Source organism: Pseudomonas sp. PDM28 (assembly GCF_019219115.1).
In the GTDB taxonomy this organism is placed as follows: Bacteria; Pseudomonadota; Gammaproteobacteria; order Pseudomonadales; family Pseudomonadaceae; genus Aquipseudomonas; species Aquipseudomonas laurylsulfatiphila.
Genome location: NZ_JAHUWG010000005.1, coordinates 182444 through 201007 on the forward strand (window position 1 = coordinate 182444; position 18564 = coordinate 201007).

Consider the following 18564-nt stretch of genomic DNA (forward strand, 5'->3'; position numbering starts at 1 on the left):
TGTGTTCCAACTCAATACTTGCGAGGTTTCAACGGATGAGAATCCTCGGCATCCTTTGCCTTTTCCTGGTCTTGAATGGCTGCAGCTCGCTACTGTTCTACCCGGAACCCGGCCAGTTGTTCACCCCGGAAAAGGCCGGGCTCGAGTATCGCACCATCACCTTGAACACCGCCGATGGCCTCAAGCTGAATGCCTGGTGGCTGCCGGTGAAGCAGGGGGTTGAGGTCAAGGGTACGGTGCTGCACTTGCACGGCAATGGCGGAAACCTGCCCATGCACCTTGGCGGCAGCTTCTGGTTGCCGAAAAATGGTTACCAGGTGTTGCTTGTGGACTATCGCGGTTACGGCCTGTCCGAAGGCGAACCGAGCCTGCCGGCCATCTACCAGGACATCGATGCGGCGTTCGCCTGGCTGGACAAGGCGCCGGAGGTTCAAGGCAAGCCGCTGATCCTGCTCGGCCAGAGTCTCGGTGGCTCGATGGCCGTGCATTACCTGGTCCAGCACCCGCAACGGCAGAAACAACTCAAGGCTTTTGTCCTCGACGGCGTACCCGCCAGTTACCGCAGCGTCGGTCGCTATGCGTTGAGTAATTCATGGGTGTTCTGGACGTTCCAGGTGCCGTTGTCGTGGCTGGTGCCGGACGGCGACAGCGCGATCAACTCCATGGCGCAGCTTAAAGACGTGCCGAAACTGATCTACCACAGCATCGACGATCCGATCGTGCCTCTTTCCAACGGCATCCGACTGTATCAAGCTGCGCCGCCGCCGCGGGTGTTGCAACTGACCCGTGGCGGTCACGTGCAGACGTTCGCCGACCCGGTCTGGCGTAACGTCATGCTGCGCTATCTCGATGACCCGCAGCATTTCAACGGCCTGCGCCGCCTGGGTGAAATCCCCAATTACCCGGCACCCCCGAATTCTGAAGATGAACCACCAGAGAGTCCGCAATGAGTGAAGAACGTAACGCCATCCCGCTGATAATCACCGGTATCTGCAGCATCCTCGGCACCGTCGGTGCCCTGTGGTGGTACGGCTACCTGCACTTCGCCAAGCCTGAGGATGCGTTGCTGCTCAACGAATTCACCATGCTCAAGACCATTCCGGGCGAAGACTACAAGGTCTCACTGGAACCGGCGGCACAAGTGGCGCAGTGCATCGATGGCGTGCTGGTGCTGTTTGACATGGAACAGAAAGGCCTGACGGGCGTGCTGGTCGACAGCAAGAAAAAAGCCGTGCGTTGCATGGGGCAGGAGACGCCGCAGAAGCTCGAACCCTAGTTTTTTAGCTGAGGATGAGGAAGGCCTGTCTGTTAGTGACAGGCTTTTCGATGTACCAGTCCCTGTAATTACAGTAATTGTGGCAGCTGGTAATGAAGAGCCGCCGGAAACATCGGGACAGGACCGGTAACTGCATCTTGCAGTGGATACTTATGTTGGAGGATCACAGTCAGGTAATGTTTCTCCGCCGACGGAGACGGCTATCGAGGCCCCCGACGTATCAGTGGAGCAAACCTTGACTTTTATTTTGGCGCTGTCATCAACCAATGTTCTTCCCGGTTGTAATGTCGGGTCACTCGTCGTGGCAGTTTCCGGTGTAGCATCGAGTTGAATGTTACTTACGGTTCCTCCGATGCTTGTATATCTCACCCAAACGCCGTTCACTCGATTGTCGGTAAGTGGGAAGTTGTCGTAGTAGCTGGGCTGGCGGTACTCAAGTGCGATTTGCCTCGGAGTCAATCCAGTGCGATTGATGAGGTACAGTTGCGGTCCACTTTGGCCCAGTACACCCAGGCGATAGATGCCAGAGCGCTCGATTACCGCTACTTGAGAGTTATCCAGCCAACCGGCATACCAACGATAATTTGCAGGATAGAGGCCTCTTCCCTGTGATACCGGATCCCCGGTGTCGGTTGCGGGGATAGCCGGTTTGATCTCGCATTGATCGGGAGCAAAGACCGTATCGTTGTCTTTTGGACATTTCGTGTAGGTTTCTCCGTGATTGAATCCGAGGTTATGACCGAACTCATGTGCCCATAAATAGTGGCCTCCATACTGCCCGCGCACAATCAGCGAGCTCCCCGGCATCCATGCTTGACCTCCGCCAGGGCCGTTTTCGATAACCATAAAGAAGTCGTACTGTTTAAAATCATGGCCCTGTTTCAGGGCCTCCTCTGCAGCGTCCCTGATAGCGGTTGCCCATCCTGGATACGGCATAGGAATCCTCACGGTAGTCGTCGTCCATTTAAACGTTAATTTGCCCATTGAGGCTTGTCGTATGTAATCACTTAGAGACCCGGGTTGTTCTGAGGCGGTGTCTGCATAAAGTTTTTGCATGTCTATTCCTTTACTGTCTTGCCAGTGAGTGGCTATCAACAAGACGGTCTTTTCCCCAACAACGGGCCGCTGGTCAACGCCGGTTTCAGGCAGGGGGATGTCGGTAAGAATGGCATCGTTGTTCACGGCATCTGGTGCGTTCGCGTAAGCCATCGTTGTTGCGATCAAACAGGACAGTAATAAAGCAGCTGACAGTTTCATGGTTCCTTCCTCAAAGTTTTGAAGCCCTTCATAACTTTTGCGAGGAGTTTTATCTGCTATCAAAAATAACAGTGACGACGAAGTAAAAACAAAAAGCCCCGTCTGAACAGATCAGACGGGGCTTTTGTTTAGTTCACCGGCCAACTATTGAGTGTTCGCGCTCACCGCCGAACGCGGCATCACCGGCTGGTTGTCATTGGAAATCGTCACTTCCACCCGGCGGTTCATCGCCCGGCCAGAGGTGCTTGAGTTATCCGCCACCGGATACTCCTTGCCGTACCCCTGGGCAACGATACGCGCCGGGTCGACGCCCATCTTCACCAGAGCCGCTCGCACGGAATCCGCACGACGTTCCGAGAGCGACTGGTTGTGCGATGCGGTACCGGTGCTGTCGGTATAACCCTCGACAATCACTTTGCGGTCGGGGTTTTCCTGGAGGTACTGCGCCAGTTTGTTGATGTTCATCAGGCCGTTGGATTTCAGTTCGGCCTTGTCCGTGGCGAACAGCACATCCCCGAAAGTTACCAGTGTCCCGCGCTCGGTCTGCCTGGCGTTGAGGCTGTCCTTCAGTTGTTTGATCTGCTGATCGCGGCCTGCCAGACGGGCCTCGGCCCGTTGTGCCGAAGTGTTTTTCAGATTGGCTTCAGCGGTGCGCAGGGCAATGGTCTGCTTGGCCACTTCAACCCGCTGGTTGGTCAGATAGGCAAGCTGGTCAACCTTGGCTGCGTCTTGCTTGTCCCTGTAGGCCTGGTCGGCCTTGTCCAGATAATCGCTGGCCTCCTTGGTTTCCAGGGCTGCGACTTTGCTGGCCTGCGGGTCAGCTTGCAGGCCGGTGTAGTTGGTGCGGGCCTGTTCGAGGTTGGCGTTGGGCGGCGTGGAGCAGGCCGCCAGAGCGACGGTGGCAGCCAGCAGGGTTGGGATCATCAGTTGAATGCGTTTCATGATTTCGTCCTTTTAGTCGAGTGGGAATGCGTGGCGCCGCGCCGCTTACTGAACAGTGCGCTGGCTTTCCTGACGCAATTCCTGAACGCCTTTCTGCGCGTCCTTCACGGATTGTTCGGCCTTCATCGCCTGGGCCTTGCGCTCGGCGACACGAGCGTCCCACTCGGCCTGTTCGGCAAGTGTCCGGGCCTGGTCATATTTTTTGTCGTGCATGGCAATTTCGGCTTGCTTGAGCTTGTCCTGGGCCGACTTCATTTCCACCGCGGCGAACTCGGTGCCGCCGGCGCTCACGGCGTCGTTGACGGCCGATTGGGTCACCGCGTACTGCTCGGTCGGCGGATTACCGGCGCAACCGGCCAGGATCAGGCTGCTGCCGAGGGCCAGCGCCGCCAATTGGAGGCCGCGCGAATGAGTGAACGAGGATGTGCCGGTTCGGGTTTTCATGGTCTTCAACTCCATTGGGCTAACTCCTGAAAAGCATTGAATCCATCCTGGGCAGGGCGCTGAAGCCATCAATTGCGGGGTGTTTTGAAACGCTCGTCCCAGGCGTGGTTACTTGGGTTGACCCGAGGCGTTTTTTGAAAGTTCAGAGAATTTAGCCAGCTATCGAAAAAACTTTGACCGGGTCGACAGGGCTCTAAGACGGGGATTTACGTCACGCACAGCGCTATACCGGACCTTTTCAGGCCCGGAGTAACGCAATTTTTGAAGTGAAAAACGGGCCAGTGTGGGAGCGGGCTTGCTCGCGAAGGCGGTGTATCAATCAACATAGATGTTGAATGTTAAACCGCCTTCGCGAGCAAGCCCGCTCCCACAGGTTCTGTGGATAATTAGTGTTTCTGTTTGTCGTCCGGCACCGACATGTCGTGCAGATGCCGACGGGACAGCGCCAGAAAACGCGGGGTCGGTCCGATGTCTTCGTACAGCGGGTCGCCTTCTTCGTCAGTGGCGACCACGGTCGAGCCCTTGATGTACGGGAAGCTTCTTTCCAGCTCTTCGAGTGCGGCGCCAATCAGATCGCCGAGCAGTTCTTCGGGATGCCGCTTGGGGTACATCTCGACGAGCGCGGCCAGCCGTGCGGCAGACTCCACATCCAGATGAATCGAGTAGCCGGTGTCGGTCAGGCGACCCTTGGCGTTTTCTTCCCAGTGGTGGGCAAGCTCGCGGATTTTCATAGTGACCTCATGGCGCGACCGCTCGTGGCGGGCAGGGTGAGTGTCCGGCGTTGGCCGGCGATAGCCGTTGTACGGCTTATCTTCAGACTAGCTTCAACAGGCAAGGTTTGAAGGCCCTTCGTCGACTTGCTTGTAAGAACCTGTCTGGGACGGCACTCTCTAGGTTCCAAGCCGCCCGGATTTTTTGCTGGAGACCTGCTGATGACCGATATTGATGCACGCTTGCGCGAGGACGTTCACCTGTTGGGTGAGCTGTTGGGCAACACCATTCGTGAACAATATGGTGACGGTTTTCTCGACAAGATCGAGCAGATCCGCAAGGGCGCCAAGGCGGACCGGCGCGGCTCCATGGACGCCGAGCTCAGCGCCAGCCTCAACCAGTTGAGCGAAGACGAACTGTTGCCAGTAGCGCGGGCGTTCAACCAGTTTCTCAACCTGGCCAATATCGCCGAGCAATACCAGTTGATTCACCGTCGGGAGGAGTCTCAACCGGCGCCGTTCGAAGCCCGGGTGTTGCCCGAATTGCTCGCTCGCCTGCGTGCCGAGGGCCATGGTGCCGATGCACTGGCCCGGCAATTGGGGCGACTGGAGATTGAACTGGTGCTGACCGCGCACCCGACCGAAGTCGCGCGCCGCACGCTGATCCAGAAGTACGACGCCATCGCCGCGCAACTGGCGGCGCAGGATCACCGTGACCTGACCCGTGCCGAGCGCGAGCAGATCAAAGCCACCTTGCAGCGCCTGATCGCCGAAGCCTGGCACACCGAGGAAATCCGCCGCACGCGTCCGACACCAGTGGATGAAGCCAAGTGGGGTTTCGCGGTGATCGAGCATTCGCTGTGGCAGGCCATTCCCAATTACCTGCGCAAGGCCGACCAGGCCCTGCACGCCGCTACCGGCCTGCGCTTGCCACTGGAGGCGGCGCCGATTCGCTTTGCCTCGTGGATGGGCGGCGACCGCGACGGCAACCCTAATGTGACGGCGGCGGTGACCCGAGAGGTTTTACTGTTGGCGCGCTGGATGGCGGCTGATCTGTACCTGCGCGATGTCGATCACCTGGCGGCTGAACTGTCGATGCAGCAGGCCAGCGATGAATTGAAGGCCAAGGCGGGTGACAGCGCCGAACCTTACCGGGCAGTGCTCAAACAGCTGCGCGAACGCCTGCGCGCGACGCGCAACTGGGCGCACACCTCGTTGTCGACACCCACACCGGCACCGGCCGATGTGCTGCAAAACAACCGCGAACTGCTCGACCCGCTGGAGCTGTGCTACCACTCGTTGCACGAGTGCGGCATGGGCGTGATTGCCGACGGACCGTTGCTCGACTGCCTGCGCCGGGCGGTGACCTTTGGCCTGTTCCTGGTTCGTCTGGATGTGCGCCAGGATTCGTCGCGACACACCGCTGCCATGACCGAAATCACCGACTACCTCGGCCTGGGGCGCTACGAGGACTGGAGCGAGGAAGAACGCATCGCCTTCCTGATGCGTGAACTGAATAACCGCCGGCCGTTGCTGCCGGCGTACTTCAAACCCTCCGCCGATACCGCCGAAGTGCTGGCGACCTGCCGGGAAATCGCCGCTGCACCGGGGGCGTCCCTCGGTTCCTATGTGATCTCGATGGCCGGTGCCGCTTCCGATGTGCTGGCGGTGCAATTGTTGCTCAAGGAATCCGGCGTGCTGCGGCCGATGCGCGTGGTGCCGCTGTTCGAAACCCTGGCCGATCTCGACAATGCCGGCCCGGTGATCGAGAAACTGCTGCTGTTGCCCGGCTATCGCTCGCGTCTGCAAGGGCCGCAGGAAGTGATGATCGGCTATTCCGATTCGGCCAAGGACGCCGGCACCACTGCGGCGGCCTGGGCGCAGTACCGGGCGCAGGAACGACTGGTGGATATCTGCCGCGAACAACAAGTGGAGCTGCTGCTGTTCCACGGTCGCGGCGGCACCGTGGGGCGTGGCGGCGGCCCGGCCCATGCGGCGATCCTGTCGCAGCCGCCGGGTTCGGTGGCGGGGCGGTTCCGCACCACCGAACAGGGCGAAATGATTCGATTCAAATTCGGCCTGCCGGACATCGCCGAGCAAAACCTCAACCTGTACCTGGCCGCCGTGCTTGAGGCGACCTTGCTGCCGCCGCCGCCACCGACGCCTGAGTGGCGCCATTTGATGGACGAACTGGCCGCAGACGGTGTCAGCGCCTACCGCGCCGTGGTGCGGGAGAATCCGCAGTTCGTGGAGTATTTCCGCCAGTCCACGCCGGAGCAGGAACTCGGTCGATTGCCCCTGGGCAGTCGTCCGGCCAAGCGCCGGGCCGGGGGGATCGAAAGCCTGCGGGCGATTCCGTGGATCTTCGGCTGGACCCAGACGCGCCTGATGTTGCCGGCCTGGCTGGGTTGGGAAGCCGCCCTGAGCAAGGCACTGGAGCGTGGTGAAGGTGAACTGCTGGGGCAGATGCGTGAGCAATGGCCGTTCTTCCGCACCCGCATCGATATGCTGGAGATGGTCCTGGCCAAGGCGGATGCCGACATTGCCCAGTCCTATGACGAGCGTCTGGTGGAGCCGAATCTGTTGCCATTGGGTGCGCACTTACGCGACCTATTGTCGCAGGCGTGCTCCATCGTCCTCGGCCTGACCGGGCAGTCGCAGCTGCTGGCACATAGCCCAGCGACCCTTGAATTCATCCGCTTGCGCAACACTTACCTCGACCCGCTTCATCTATTGCAGGCCGAGTTGCTGGCCCGTTCACGCGTGCAGGACGTGGCGCAGGGCAGCCCGGTAGAACAGGCCCTGCTGGTGTCTGTCGCGGGGATTGCCGCCGGTTTGCGTAACACCGGCTAAGGTTTTTGCCTTGGGGGCAGGCATCCGGCAGGTGAGGCGGATGCCGCCGCAGGACGGGTTGAAAAGTGCTGTCAGGCGACAGTTAATGTTGGGGTTGCGACTTGGGGAACCGTGCGCAATGGTCGCAGGAGGCAGCGGTTTCTCCGACTTTTGGCGTCTTGTGTGGGCGCAGCCTGCTGTGTATCTTGATCAGCCTTTGGCCGTTTGGGCGGCCACGACCCTTTTTTTGAGATTGGCCCCACGAGGCGAATCTGACGTTATCCATATAAAAAATTGAGGAGCACATCGATGCGCGTCATTCTGCTGGGAGCTCCCGGGGCCGGTAAAGGTACTCAGGCTAAGTTCATCACCGAAAAATTCGGTATTCCGCAAATTTCCACCGGCGACATGCTGCGTGCAGCGGTCAAGGCCGGCACCGAGCTGGGCATCAAGGCCAAGAGCATCATGGATGCCGGTGGCCTGGTGTCCGATGACCTGATCATCGCACTGGTCAAGGACCGCATTGCCCAGTCCGACTGCGCCAACGGTTTCCTGTTCGACGGCTTCCCGCGCACCATTCCCCAGGCCGAAGCCCTGGTGACTGCCGGCGTCGAGCTGGACGCAGTGGTTGAAATCGCCGTCGAGGACGAAGAAATCGTCCAGCGTATCGCCGGTCGTCGTGTTCACGAGGCCAGCGGCCGCGTGTACCACATTGTCTACAACCCGCCGAAAATCGCCGGCAAGGACGACATCACCGGTGAAGAGCTGGTACAGCGCAAGGACGACACTGAAGAAACCGTGCGTCATCGCCTGTCGGTCTACCACTCCCAGACCAAGCCGCTGGTGGAGTTCTACCAGACGCTGTCGGCTGCCAATGGCAAGCCGAAGTACAGCCATATCGAAGGCGTCGGTTCGGTTGAAGCGATCACCGCCAAGGTGCTTGCAGCCCTGAGCTGAAAAGTCTGAATCGCTTCATCATCCACGGCCCGCTTGCGGGCCGTAGTTGTTTATACTGACGCACTTTTTCTGACCTCTTGTTACGGATACATCGATGAGCACCTTGCTGGCCCTGGACACCGCGACTGAAGCTTGCTCCGTTGCCTTGCTGCATGACGGCAAGGTCACGAGCCATTACGAGGTGATCCCGCGCCTGCACGCGCAGAAGCTGTTGCCGATGATCAAGCAATTGCTGGCCGATGCTGGCACCACCCTGCAAGCGGTCGATGCCATTGCGTTCGGCCGTGGCCCGGGTGCCTTCACCGGTGTGCGCATCGCCATCGGCGTGGTGCAAGGTCTGGCGTTTGCCCTGGATCGCCCGGTGCTGCCGGTATCGAACCTGGCCGTGCTGGCGCAACGTGCATTGCGCGAACATGGCGCCACTCAGGTCGCCGCTGCCATCGATGCGCGCATGGATGAAGTGTATTGGGGTTGCTACCGCGAAACGACCGGGGAGATGCGTCTTGTTGGCGCTGAAGCGGTACTGCCGCCGGAGTCCGCGGCATTGCCGGCCGATGCCGGCGGCGAGTGGTTCGGCGCTGGCACCGGTTGGGGGTATGGCGAACGCATCGCGGTCAACCTGAGCGGCCAGGACGCGGCCATGTTGCCTCACGCTGAAGACCTGTTGACCCTGGCGCAATTTGCCTGGGCGCGTGGCGAGGCGATCGTGGCCGACGAGGCACAGCCGGTTTATCTGCGGGACAAAGTGGCGACGCCTAAAGCGCGTTGATTCACGCAGTACCTGTGGGAGCGGGCTTGCTCGCGAAGGCGGTATGACATTCGACATTTCTGTTGCCTGACACACCGTCTTCGCGAGCAAGCCCGCTCCCACAGAGTTGGTGTTCTGCTCTAATTCTGCCAATCGTCATTTTCTAACCCCAGCTTTTAAACCTTTTGCCTTTTATGTGTTCTAGTTATCACTCGGCGGTTTGCGAAGTGGGTTTTGCGCCACTAAACTGCCATCACTGATTCCGAGTATGCACGTATGCGTATCGACGGCGTTTCCTCTCAGTCCTACCCCATCAAGCGCAAGCCACGCAAAGTCCGTGTGGTGGAAGACGACGCCATTGATATCGAAGGCGAGGCCGAATTCCCGACTGAAGAGCAACTGGCTGCCCGCGCCGCCAAAGCCTCTGCGCAAAAACTGAGCAATCTTCCCGCCCGTCAGCAAGACATGCTTTACCACCGAGCCATGAGCAAAAGCGTGGCGACGGCGTTGGCCAGCTACCTGAGTACCGCCGGTTTCGTCGATTGGGATACGGACGTGCTGGGTCTCGACCTGTACATCTGATGGTGCTGCCGTATTACCTCGGTTGCCCGTCCTGGAGCGAGAACGCCTGGCGCGATTACCTGTATCCACCGCACGCCCGACCCGCTGAATTTCTTGATCTCTATTGCCAGGTATTCAATGCCGTAGAAGGCAACACGACCTTCTACGCCAGCCCGGCTGCCAGCACCGTGCAGCGTTGGGCCGAAACCATGCCGCAGCACTTTCGCTTTACCGCCAAGTTTCCCGGCGAGATCAGTCACGGTGGCGATCTGCGCGAACAGCTGACAGCCGCCGAAACCTTCCTGCAATTGCTCAGTCCGCTGGGTGATCGGGTGTCGCCATTGTGGTTGCAGCTGTCGAAAAACTTCACGCCCCAACGCTTGCCCGAGCTGGCCGGATTTATCGATGCCCTGCAGCGCCCGCTGGCCGTTGAAGTGCGCCATGGCGATTTTTTCGCCAAGGGTGACAGCGAGCGGATGCTCAATCGTCTGCTGCTGGATCGCGGTGTTGAACGCATCTGTCTTGACCCCCGAGCGTTGTTCAGTTGCACATCGACCGAGCCGTCAGTGCTTCACGCTCAATCGAAGAAGCCCCGTGTGCCTCCGCGTCCGGCGGCGTTCACGCAGTGTCCGCAGGTGCGTTTTATCGGCCATCCGGTGCTTGAGGCCAACGATCCGTTCCTGGAGCCCTGGGTCGAGAAAATCGCGCTGTGGATCGAAGAAGGGCGCACGCCGTATATCTTCCTGCACACCGCCGACAACCTGCTGGCCGCGAAACTGGCGCAGCGTTTTCACGCCAGGCTGATGCGGCGTCTGCCTGGCTTGCCGGCGCTGCCTGAGCTATACAGAGAACCCGCCGCCGAGCAACTTGGCCTGCTCTGAAGCGGATTCTTTCCCCCTCTTCAGGAGCTGCCCCATGGATGCGCAAACCCTTCGAGCCCAGGCGTTCAAAGCCCTTCACGAACGCTCCGGCGCTTTTGTGATTCCCAATCCGTGGGATGCCGGTTCAGCGAAGATGCTCGCCAGCCTCGGCTTCGAGGCGCTGGCGACCACCAGTGCCGGTTATGCCTTTTCCCAGGGGCGTGCCGATGGCGGCTTGAGCCTCGACGATACCCTGATGAACGTTCAGGCGATTGTCGCCGCCACTGACCTGCCGGTTGCCGTGGACCTGGAAAACGGCTTTGCCGACAACCCGGCCGACTGCGCGAAAAGCATCTTGCGCGCGGCAGAGGTCGGAGCCGTCGGGGGTTCGATTGAAGACGCCACCGGCCGCGAAGAAGGTCCGATCTACTGTTTCGACCATGCTGTGGCGCGCATCGAGGCCTCTGTGGCTGCCGCTCGCAGTTTGCCGTTCCCCTTCACATTGACCGCCCGGGCCGAAAACTTCCTGCACGGCAATCCTGATCTGGCCGACACCATCCGCCGCTTGCAGGCATTCGCCGAGGCCGGTGCCGATGTGCTTTACGCACCCGGTCTGCGCAGTGCCGAGGATGTGTTGGCGGTGGTGCGCGCGGTGGCGCCCAAGCCAGTGAATGTGTTGATGTCGGGCGGCTTGAAGCTGACGGTCGCGCAGTTGGCTGAAATGGGCGTCAAACGCATCAGCGTCGGTTCGGCGCTGGCGTTGGCGGCCTATGGTGAATTCTTCCGCGCTGCCGAAGAAATCCAGACATCAGGCACGTTCGGCTTCACTTCACGGTCGATGCCCTACCAGAAGGCCAATCAGTTCTTCAAAGGCTGAGGGTCAGGCGGCGATGCGCAGGTTTTGCAGGATGATCGGGCGCGCCCAACCATTGTCGAAATCGAGTTGTTTCTGCTGTTCCACCAATTCTTCCGGAGAGAACGGCGGGAACGGCTTGTCGAGCAGATCGAGTTCGAATTCGGCAATCGGCAGGTGCAGCGGGCGCGGTTGCGGGGCAGGGCCGGCTTCCGGCAGTGGCTGACCGGCGTTGAGCACGAGCGGGCGAACCCAGCCGCTTTCGAAGTCCTGTTGTTTTTGCTGGGCGATGATTTCATCCGCCGGGAACGGTGGGAATGGCTTGTCGGCCAGGTCCATTTCGAATTCGGCAATTGGCAGGAACAGAGGCTCTGGCGGGCGGACCTCGGTCTCTTTGACGTCGCACTCACGCTGGGAAACGATGTGTTCCAGCAGATCGCTGCCAACGGTCGGCTCGACCGGGCTTTCGAGATCGACCGGCGGGAAATTCAGTGATTCAGGCAGCACATCACCCGACTGATCGGCCAGCGCACGGGCAAAGAAATCCTGCCAGATGTGACTGACACCGCTCAGTGCCTGGGTATTTCGCAGGTTGTAATTGCCGTAGGGCGATATAAAACCTGTGATTGTGGGTTGAATGTCTGACATTTCTCTCGGTCGACGCTCAGCTCTGGCAAAATGCTCGATAGTTTTGTTATCGGCAGTTTTTGCCGATCATTAATTTTTTGAGCGTGTTTTCCGATGATTGATCAACCCGCGGCCTGCCGCATCCATGTCCAGGCCCTGGACGCGGCTTTCGAGTCACAAGCCGAGCAATGGGCCGAGCGCCTGGGCTTGCCGATGCAAGTGGCGGACGGCGAATTTGCCTTGCAGGTGGGCGACCAGGGTTTGCAGTTGCAACAGCTGGGGCCGGACGCGCCGGGGCCGGTGCGGGTGGATTTCGTCGAGGGTGGTGCGGCCCATCGCCGGTTGTACGGCGGCGGCAGCGGGCAGATGATCGCCAAGGCTGTTGGTGTCGCCCAGGGCGTGCGCCCGCGGGTACTGGATGCCACGGCAGGGCTGGGCAAGGACGCGTTCGTGCTGGCCAGCCTCGGTTGCGAGATGAGCCTGATCGAGCGTCAGCCGCTGATCGGCGCCTTGCTGGAGGATGGCCTGGCCCGTGGCGCGGAAGACTTCGACGTGGCGCCGATCGTGGCGCGCATGCGGCTGCTCAAGGGCAACTCGATCGAGGTGATGCGCAATTGGGAGGGTGAACCGCCACAGGTGATCTACCTGGACCCGATGTTCCCGCACCGTGAGAAAACCGCGCTGGTGAAGAAGGAAATGCGCCTGTTCCGGCCACTGGTGGGCGATGACCCGGATGCGCCGGCCTTGCTCGAAGCGGCGTTGGCCCTGGCCAGCCACCGGGTGGTGGTCAAGCGCCCGCGCAAGGCGCCGTGCATCGACGGACCGAAGCCGAGCCATGCGCTGGATGGCAAGTCGAGCCGGTACGATATTTATCCGAAGAAAGCGCTCAAGCCTTAAGACCGAGTCGCCTTCATCGCGGGCAAGCCACGCTCCCACAGGTTTTGTGCCGGGTTCAAAATTCGAGTACACCTCGGACCCTGTGGGAGCGGGCTTGCCCGCGAAGGCGTCGGTACAGTCAACGCAATGCTGTCAGGCTCACTGAGGCCGATAAGCCCGCATAAACAACCCCACCACTTCCCGCACATGGCTCTCCGCCTCCTCACCGACCGGCGGCTCGCCGCAGCCATACAGCAAGCGGAAATTCCCGGCGCCCTTGAGCAGGCAGAAGAAGTGCTCGGCGGCGTTGTGTGGCTTGTCGATGCTCAGCACGCCACTCTCGTCGATCCGGCTCAGCAGGCGTTCCATGCCATGCAGCATGCGCTCCGGGCCCGCCTCAAAGAAGATTTGCGCGAGTTTCGGGTCCTGGCTGCCCAAGGTCATCATCAGTCGGTGCAGGTTCACTGATTCATCACTGTTGATCAGCTGATGAAAGCCGCGCGCGATGTTCAGCAGCACGGTTTCCACCGCCACGCCTTCGGGCAACTCGAAGAACAGCGGGGGCAACTGTTCCTCGCACTTGGCCACCACGGCGGAGGAGAACAGCGTCTCCTTGTCGTTGAAGTGGCTGTAGACCGTCAGCTTCGATACACCGGCCTCGGCTGCGACGGCATCCATGCTGGTATTGGCATAACCCTTACTCAGAAACAGCACTTTCGCCGCATCGAGAATCGCCTGGCGCTTGACCAGATCCTTGGGTCTGCCTGGGCCATTGGGTGCTGAAAGATTGTTTGGCATATTCGCTTTTATTACTGGACTGGTGAGTTTGCTATTAATAACATACTGCTCAGTATAATTATTCAAAGCACCATTAGCGAAAGGTCCTTCACCATGTTCCGCTATGCCTTGCCCCTCGCGTTGCCAGTCACCCTGGCTTTTTTACTGTCTGCGTGTGGCTCCGACGAAGTGCCGCCAGTCAGCGTGCGCCCGGCCATGGTGGTTCAGCCAGAGCCTTCGGCACAGTCCATGGAAAGTTATCCAGGGGAAGTCCGTGCGCGTTATGAGCCGGACCTGGCGTTCCGTATTGGCGGTAAAGTCAGCCGACGACTGGTCGAGGAAGGGCAGCGGGTCAAGGCCGATCAACCCTTGGCGGAGCTCGATCCTCAGGACGTGCGCCTGCAACTGGAGGCCACCCGGGCGCAGGTCGCTGCAGCTGAAGCGAATCTGAGCATGGTGCGTGCCGAGCGTGATCGCTACAAAACCCTGATGGAGCGTCAGCTGGTCAGCCGTTCGCAGTACGACAATCACGAAAACCTCTACCGCTCTGGCGAAGCGCGCCTCAAGCAAATCAAGGCCGAATTCAACGTTTCCAACAACCAGGCCAGCTACGCCGTGCTGCGTGCGCCGCAGGACGGCGTCGTTGCCAAGCGTCTGGTGGAAGTCGGGCAAGTCGTGGCTGCGGGGCAAACGGTATTCACACTGGCGACCGATGGCGAGCGTGAAGTGTTGATCAGCCTGCCGGAGCAGAACTTCGGCCGCTTCAAGGTCGGTGAAGCGGTGGCGGTGGAGCTCTGGACCCAGCCCGGCCAGCGTTTCGAAGGGCGCATCCGTGAGCTGTCGCCAGCGGCTGATCCAAAGTCCCGCACCTTCGCGGCGCGCATCGCCTTCACCTCCGGCAAGGTGCCGGTGGAGCTGGGCCAGAGCGCCCGGGTGTTCGTGCAGGCCGCCGACGTGGTACCTCTGTCCGTTCCGCTGTCGGCGTTGACCGCAGAAAACGGCGTGACCTATGTCTGGGTCGTCAGCGCCAACAACACCTTGAAGAAAACCCCGGTGCGAGTGGGTGCCTTCGGTGAGAAAACCGTACCGGTGCTCGAGGGGCTCAACGCCAGCGACTGGGTCGTGGCCGCCGGTGTCCATGTGCTTCTCGAAGGGCAGCAGGTGCGTCCGGTGGATCGCTCCAATCGCGTGGTCAATCTGGCGAACAAGGAGTAAGCCCCGATGCGCTTCAACGTTTCCGAATGGGCGCTGCGTAATCGCCAGATCGTCCTGTTCCTGATGCTGTTGCTGGCCATCGTCGGCGCACTTTCCTACACCAAGCTCGGCCAGAGTGAAGACCCGCCGTTCACCTTCAAGGCCATGGTGATTCGCACCAACTGGCCGGGCGCGACCGCCGAGGAAGTCTCGCGCCAGGTCACCGAACGCATCGAAAAAAAGCTGATGGAAACCGGCGAGTACGAGCGCATTGTTTCGTTCTCGCGGCCCGGGGAATCCCAGGTCACCTTCATTGCGCGTGATTCCATGCACTCGGCAGAGATCCCGGAGCTCTGGTATCAGGTGCGCAAGAAAATCAGCGACATCCGTCATACCCTGCCGCCGGGGATTCAGGGGCCGTTCTTCAACGATGAGTTCGGTACCACGTTCGGCAACATCTACGCCCTGACCGGCGCGGGTTTCGACTACGCCGTGCTCAAGGATTACGCCGACCGTATCCAGATCCAGCTGCAACGGGTCAAGGATGTGGGCAAGGTCGAACTGCTGGGGTTGCAGGACGAAAAAATCTGGATCGAACTCTCCAACGTCAAGCTTGCCACCCTTGGCTTGCCGCTAGCGGCTGTCCAGCAAGCCCTTGAAGAGCAGAACGCAGTGTCCACGGCAGGCTTCTTCGAAACCAGCAGCGAGCGCTTGCAGTTACGGGTGACAGGGAATTTTCAGACGGTCGACGAGATCAAGAACTTCCCGATCCGAGTCGGTGATCGCACCTTCCGTATCTCCGATGTGGCCGATGTACGGCGTGGTTTCAATGATCCGCCGGCGCCGCGCATGCGCTTCATGGCGCAAGACGCCATCGGCCTGGCGGTGGCGATGAAAGACGGCGGTGACATCCTGGTATTGGGCAAGGCACTGGAAGTCGAATTCGCCCGCATCCAGAAAAACCTCCCGGCCGGTATGGAGCTGCGCAAGGTCTCCGACCAGCCGGCGGCGGTGAAAACCGGGGTTGGCGAGTTCGTGCAAGTGCTGGTCGAGGCGCTGGCCATCGTGTTGCTGGTAAGTTTCTTCTCCCTCGGCGTGCGCACCGGCATGGTGGTGGCCCTGGCGATTCCGCTGGTGCTGGCGATGACGTTTGCCAGCATGTATTACCTGGGCATCGGCCTGCACAAGATTTCTCTCGGTGCATTGGTACTGGCGCTGGGCTTGCTGGTGGACGACGCGATCATCGCCGTGGAAATGATGGCGATCAAAATGGAGCAGGGGTTCGACCGGGTCAAAGCCGCGAGTTACGCCTGGACCAGCACAGCGTTCCCGATGCTCACCGGTACGCTGATCACCGCGGCCGGCTTCCTGCCGATTGCCACGGCGCAATCGGGCACTGGCGAATACACCCGTTCGATCTTCGAGGTGGTCACCATCGCGTTGTTGGCGTCGTGGGTGGCTGCGGTGGTTTTCGTACCCTATCTCGGGGAAAAACTCCTGCCGGATCTGGCGAAAATCCACGCCGCCAAGCACGGTGCCGGCCAACCCGATCCGTATGGCACGCCGTTCTACCAGCGCGTCCGGCGTCTGGTGGAGTGGTGCGTGCGCTGGCGCAAAACCGTGATCGCCGCGACTGTGCTGTTGTTCATCGCATCCATTGTGCTGTTCAAGTTTGTGCCGCAGCAGTTCTTCCCGGCATCGGGTCGCCTGGAGTTGATGGTCGACCTGAAACTGGCCGAAGGTGCTTCGCTGAGCAACACCGCCGACGAGGTCAAACGCCTTGAAGCGCTGCTCAAGGACAAGGCGGGGATCGACAATTACGTGGCGTACGTCGGCACCGGTTCACCGCGCTTTTACCTGCCGCTGGATCAGCAACTGCCGGCGGCGAGCTTCGCCCAGTTTGTCGTCCTGGCGAAAACCATCGAAGAACGGGAAGCCCTGCGCACCTGGTTGATCTCAACCCTCAACGAGCAATTCCCCGCTCTGCGCTCGCGGGTCACGCGTCTGGAAAACGGTCCGCCGGTTGGCTACCCGGTACAGTTCCGCGTGACCGGGGAACACATCGAGGAGGTGCGGGCGCTGGCGCGCAAAGTGGCGGCCAAGGTTCGCGAGAACCCGCATGTGGTCAACGTCCACCTGGATTGGGAAGAACCGAGCAAGGTGGTGTACCTGAACATCGATCAGGACCGCGCGCGGGCGCTGGGCGTGAGCACGGCGAACCTGTCGAAGTTCCTGCAAAGCTCCCTCACCGGTTCCAGCGTCAGCCAGTACCGTGAAGACAACGAGTTGATCGAGATCCTGTTGCGCGGCACCGTGCATGAACGCACCGAGCTGTCATTGCTGCCGAGCCTGGCGGTGCCGACCGATAACGGTCGCAGCGTCGCGCTGTCGCAGATCGCGACCCTGGAGTACGGCTTTGAAGAGGGCATCATCTGGCACCGCAACCGCCTGCCTAACGTGACGGTTCGCGCCGACATCTATGACAAGCAGCAACCGGCGACACTGGTGCAGCAGATCATGCCGACCCTCGATCCGATCCGCGCCGAACTGCCTGACGGCTACTTGCTGGATGTCGGCGGCACCGTTGAAGACTCGGCGCGTGGACAGAACTCGGTGAAGGCCGGCGTACCGTTGTTCATCGTGGTGGTGTTGACCCTGCTGATGCTGCAACTGCGCAGTTTCTCGCGCACGGCGATGGTGTTTCTGACGGCGCCGCTGGGGTTGATCGGGGTGACGCTGTTTCTGTTGGTGTTCCGCCAGCCGTTCGGTTTCGTGGCGATGCTGGGGACTATCGCCTTGTCGGGAATGATCATGCGTAACTCGGTGATTCTGGTGGATCAGATCGAGCAGGATATTGCTGCCGGGTTGAAGCCTTGGCAGGCGATCATCGAGGCGACGGTGCGGCGGTTCCGGCCGATTGTGTTGACGGCACTTGCTGCTGTTTTGGCGATGATTCCGTTGTCGCGTAGTGTGTTCTTTGGGCCGATGGCGGTGGCGATCATGGGGGGGTTGATTGTGGCCACGGCGTTGACGCTGCTGTTTTTGCCTGCGCTTTATGCGGCTTGGTTTCGGGTCAGGAAGGAGTCCGTTTGATCGGGGGCATATCCGTTTCTTCGGTAACGGCGGCTGGCGGTTTCGCCCTTACGGCGAGTCACTTTTTTTACAAGCGCCTAAAAAAAGTAACCAAAAAAACGCTCGCCCCGAACGTACGGCCCCTCGCTTAGGCTCGGGGTTCCTTCGCTCCGGCATTCATCCGGGGGCATTGCCCTCCGGTCGGCTTCGCTTCGACCTACATGCAATGAGTTCGGCTGCGCCGAACGGCGCTGCGCGCCCACCCCCGGATGAACGCCTCCACTCAGCCTGCCGAGGGGGCGGGTAGATCAAAAGCTGCAGGCGAGCTAACGCTCGACCTGATGAGTGGTGAGAAGCGTGGGTGTACGCCGATCTGCCTTTGCTCTTCTGTGGGAGCGAGCCTGCTCGCGAAGGCGGCCTGACAGCCGACCAATTTCTTTCAGATGTACTCGGTCAAATTGTGGGAGCGGGCTTGCCCGCGAAGGCGTCCTGCCAGCCAACCAATTTCTTTCAGGTGTCCCCGGCCCAACTGTGGGAGCGAGCTTGCTCGCGAAGGCGGCCTGACAGCCGACCAATTT

At 60.3% G+C, this 18564-nt stretch carries 17 protein-coding genes; 11 read left to right on the plus strand and 6 right to left on the minus strand.

Translation table 11 applies throughout. The features are described 5' to 3' along the window. The first annotated feature begins 35 nt into the window (after positions 1–35). Together KW841_RS12810 and KW841_RS12815 are read left to right on the plus strand one after the other, a co-directional pair. On the plus strand, positions 36–950 hold the full coding sequence (locus KW841_RS12810) for an alpha/beta hydrolase (protein ID WP_104450707.1): 915 nt from the start codon (positions 36–38) through the stop codon (positions 948–950). Beyond that, entirely contained in the window at positions 947–1276 is a 330-nt protein-coding gene (locus KW841_RS12815) for a hypothetical protein (protein WP_007975029.1), read from the plus strand. Before KW841_RS12810 ends, KW841_RS12815 begins: the two co-directional genes overlap by 4 nt. A 150-nt stretch (positions 1277–1426) precedes the next feature. Here the strand turns inward: KW841_RS12815 and KW841_RS12820 are convergent, their stop codons facing one another. From KW841_RS12820 to KW841_RS12835, 4 genes are all read right to left on the minus strand, one after another. After that, the gene (locus tag KW841_RS12820; RefSeq protein ID WP_218476461.1) at positions 1427–2533 is read right to left on the minus strand and encodes a transposase; all 1107 of its coding nucleotides are present in this window, start codon (positions 2531–2533) and stop codon (positions 1427–1429) included. A 144-nt stretch (positions 2534–2677) separates the two neighbouring features. After that, positions 2678–3475 (minus strand): OmpA family protein, encoded by a 798-nt coding sequence (locus tag KW841_RS12825; RefSeq protein WP_218476463.1) that lies wholly within the window; start codon positions 3473–3475, stop codon positions 2678–2680. 45 nt (positions 3476–3520) lie between these two features. Further along, positions 3521–3934, minus strand: coding sequence for a DUF4398 domain-containing protein (locus KW841_RS12830; RefSeq protein WP_102699407.1), 414 nt, complete (start codon positions 3932–3934; stop codon positions 3521–3523). Positions 3935–4305: 371 nt separating this feature from the next. Beyond that, entirely contained in the window at positions 4306–4650 is a 345-nt protein-coding gene (locus tag KW841_RS12835) for a hypothetical protein (protein WP_007975019.1), read from the minus strand. A gap of 201 nt (positions 4651–4851) precedes the next feature. On the opposite strand from KW841_RS12835, the gene ppc reads away from it, so the two are divergent. The 6 genes from ppc to KW841_RS12865 all read left to right on the plus strand — a co-directional run bounded on the left by ppc (position 4852) and on the right by KW841_RS12865 (position 11464). Beyond that, positions 4852–7482, plus strand: coding sequence for a phosphoenolpyruvate carboxylase (ppc, locus tag KW841_RS12840; protein WP_218476465.1), 2631 nt, complete (start codon positions 4852–4854; stop codon positions 7480–7482). A 288-nt stretch (positions 7483–7770) separates the two neighbouring features. Then, positions 7771–8418 (plus strand): adenylate kinase, encoded by a 648-nt coding sequence (adk, locus tag KW841_RS12845; protein ID WP_218476484.1) that lies wholly within the window; start codon positions 7771–7773, stop codon positions 8416–8418. A 94-nt stretch (positions 8419–8512) separates the two neighbouring features. Next, entirely contained in the window at positions 8513–9187 is a 675-nt protein-coding gene (tsaB, locus tag KW841_RS12850) for a tRNA (adenosine(37)-N6)-threonylcarbamoyltransferase complex dimerization subunit type 1 TsaB (RefSeq protein WP_218476495.1), read from the plus strand. Between the two features lie 255 nt (positions 9188–9442). Continuing rightward, positions 9443–9748 (plus strand): hypothetical protein, encoded by a 306-nt coding sequence (locus KW841_RS12855; RefSeq protein WP_218476497.1) that lies wholly within the window; start codon positions 9443–9445, stop codon positions 9746–9748. Beyond that, positions 9748–10608 (plus strand): DUF72 domain-containing protein, encoded by an 861-nt coding sequence (locus tag KW841_RS12860; protein WP_217837353.1) that lies wholly within the window; start codon positions 9748–9750, stop codon positions 10606–10608. The genes KW841_RS12855 and KW841_RS12860 overlap by 1 nt, the downstream gene beginning before the upstream one ends. 34 nt (positions 10609–10642) lie before the next feature. Then, the gene (locus tag KW841_RS12865; RefSeq protein ID WP_218476499.1) at positions 10643–11464 is read left to right on the plus strand and encodes an oxaloacetate decarboxylase; all 822 of its coding nucleotides are present in this window, start codon (positions 10643–10645) and stop codon (positions 11462–11464) included. Between the two features lie 3 nt (positions 11465–11467). Here KW841_RS12865 and KW841_RS12870 read toward each other — a convergent pair whose 3' ends face one another. Further along, positions 11468–12088 carry an energy transducer TonB gene (locus tag KW841_RS12870; RefSeq protein ID WP_218476501.1) on the minus strand — a complete coding sequence of 207 codons (621 nt, stop codon included), beginning with the start codon at positions 12086–12088 and terminating at the stop codon, positions 11468–11470. 93 nt (positions 12089–12181) lie between these two features. Between KW841_RS12870 and KW841_RS12875 the strand changes: the two genes are divergently transcribed. Further along, positions 12182–12964 carry a class I SAM-dependent methyltransferase gene (locus tag KW841_RS12875; RefSeq protein ID WP_007975001.1) on the plus strand — a complete coding sequence of 261 codons (783 nt, stop codon included), beginning with the start codon at positions 12182–12184 and terminating at the stop codon, positions 12962–12964. 138 nt (positions 12965–13102) lie between these two features. On the opposite strand, the gene KW841_RS12880 is transcribed toward KW841_RS12875, so the two are convergent. Further along, positions 13103–13741 carry a TetR/AcrR family transcriptional regulator gene (locus tag KW841_RS12880; RefSeq protein WP_218476504.1) on the minus strand — a complete coding sequence of 213 codons (639 nt, stop codon included), beginning with the start codon at positions 13739–13741 and terminating at the stop codon, positions 13103–13105. A gap of 93 nt (positions 13742–13834) precedes the next feature. On the opposite strand from KW841_RS12880, the gene KW841_RS12885 reads away from it, so the two are divergent. Both KW841_RS12885 and KW841_RS12890 read left to right on the plus strand, forming a co-directional pair. After that, positions 13835–14935, plus strand: a complete 1101-nt coding sequence (locus KW841_RS12885) for an efflux RND transporter periplasmic adaptor subunit (protein WP_218476506.1) — start codon at positions 13835–13837, stop codon at positions 14933–14935. A 6-nt stretch (positions 14936–14941) separates the two neighbouring features. Then, complete coding sequence (locus KW841_RS12890; RefSeq protein WP_218476523.1) at positions 14942–18007, plus strand: efflux RND transporter permease subunit; 3066 nt, start codon at positions 14942–14944, stop codon at positions 18005–18007. Positions 18008–18564: the final 557 nt, after the last annotated feature.

Excerpts from the sequence above, each read along its gene's own strand:
- KW841_RS12870 (WP_218476501.1), bottom strand. The coding sequence starts at position 12,088 with ATGTCAGACATTCAACCCACAATCACAGGTTTTATATCGCCCTACGGC.
- KW841_RS12835 (WP_007975019.1), bottom strand. The coding sequence starts at position 4,650 with ATGAAAATCCGCGAGCTTGCCCACCACTGGGAAGAAAACGCCAAGGGT.
- KW841_RS12890 (WP_218476523.1), top strand. The coding sequence starts at position 14,942 with ATGCGCTTCAACGTTTCCGAATGGGCGCTGCGTAATCGCCAGATCGTC.
- KW841_RS12855 (WP_218476497.1), top strand. The coding sequence starts at position 9,443 with ATGCGTATCGACGGCGTTTCCTCTCAGTCCTACCCCATCAAGCGCAAG.
- KW841_RS12875 (WP_007975001.1), top strand. The coding sequence starts at position 12,182 with ATGATTGATCAACCCGCGGCCTGCCGCATCCATGTCCAGGCCCTGGAC.
- ppc (WP_218476465.1), top strand. The coding sequence starts at position 4,852 with ATGACCGATATTGATGCACGCTTGCGCGAGGACGTTCACCTGTTGGGT.
- KW841_RS12865 (WP_218476499.1), top strand. The coding sequence starts at position 10,643 with ATGGATGCGCAAACCCTTCGAGCCCAGGCGTTCAAAGCCCTTCACGAA.
- adk (WP_218476484.1), top strand. The coding sequence starts at position 7,771 with ATGCGCGTCATTCTGCTGGGAGCTCCCGGGGCCGGTAAAGGTACTCAG.
- KW841_RS12825 (WP_218476463.1), bottom strand. The coding sequence starts at position 3,475 with ATGAAACGCATTCAACTGATGATCCCAACCCTGCTGGCTGCCACCGTC.
- tsaB (WP_218476495.1), top strand. The coding sequence starts at position 8,513 with ATGAGCACCTTGCTGGCCCTGGACACCGCGACTGAAGCTTGCTCCGTT.
- KW841_RS12880 (WP_218476504.1), bottom strand. The coding sequence starts at position 13,741 with ATGCCAAACAATCTTTCAGCACCCAATGGCCCAGGCAGACCCAAGGAT.
- KW841_RS12820 (WP_218476461.1), bottom strand. The coding sequence starts at position 2,533 with ATGAAACTGTCAGCTGCTTTATTACTGTCCTGTTTGATCGCAACAACG.
- KW841_RS12830 (WP_102699407.1), bottom strand. The coding sequence starts at position 3,934 with ATGGAGTTGAAGACCATGAAAACCCGAACCGGCACATCCTCGTTCACT.
- KW841_RS12810 (WP_104450707.1), top strand. The coding sequence starts at position 36 with ATGAGAATCCTCGGCATCCTTTGCCTTTTCCTGGTCTTGAATGGCTGC.
- KW841_RS12815 (WP_007975029.1), top strand. The coding sequence starts at position 947 with ATGAGTGAAGAACGTAACGCCATCCCGCTGATAATCACCGGTATCTGC.
- KW841_RS12885 (WP_218476506.1), top strand. The coding sequence starts at position 13,835 with ATGTTCCGCTATGCCTTGCCCCTCGCGTTGCCAGTCACCCTGGCTTTT.
- KW841_RS12860 (WP_217837353.1), top strand. The coding sequence starts at position 9,748 with ATGGTGCTGCCGTATTACCTCGGTTGCCCGTCCTGGAGCGAGAACGCC.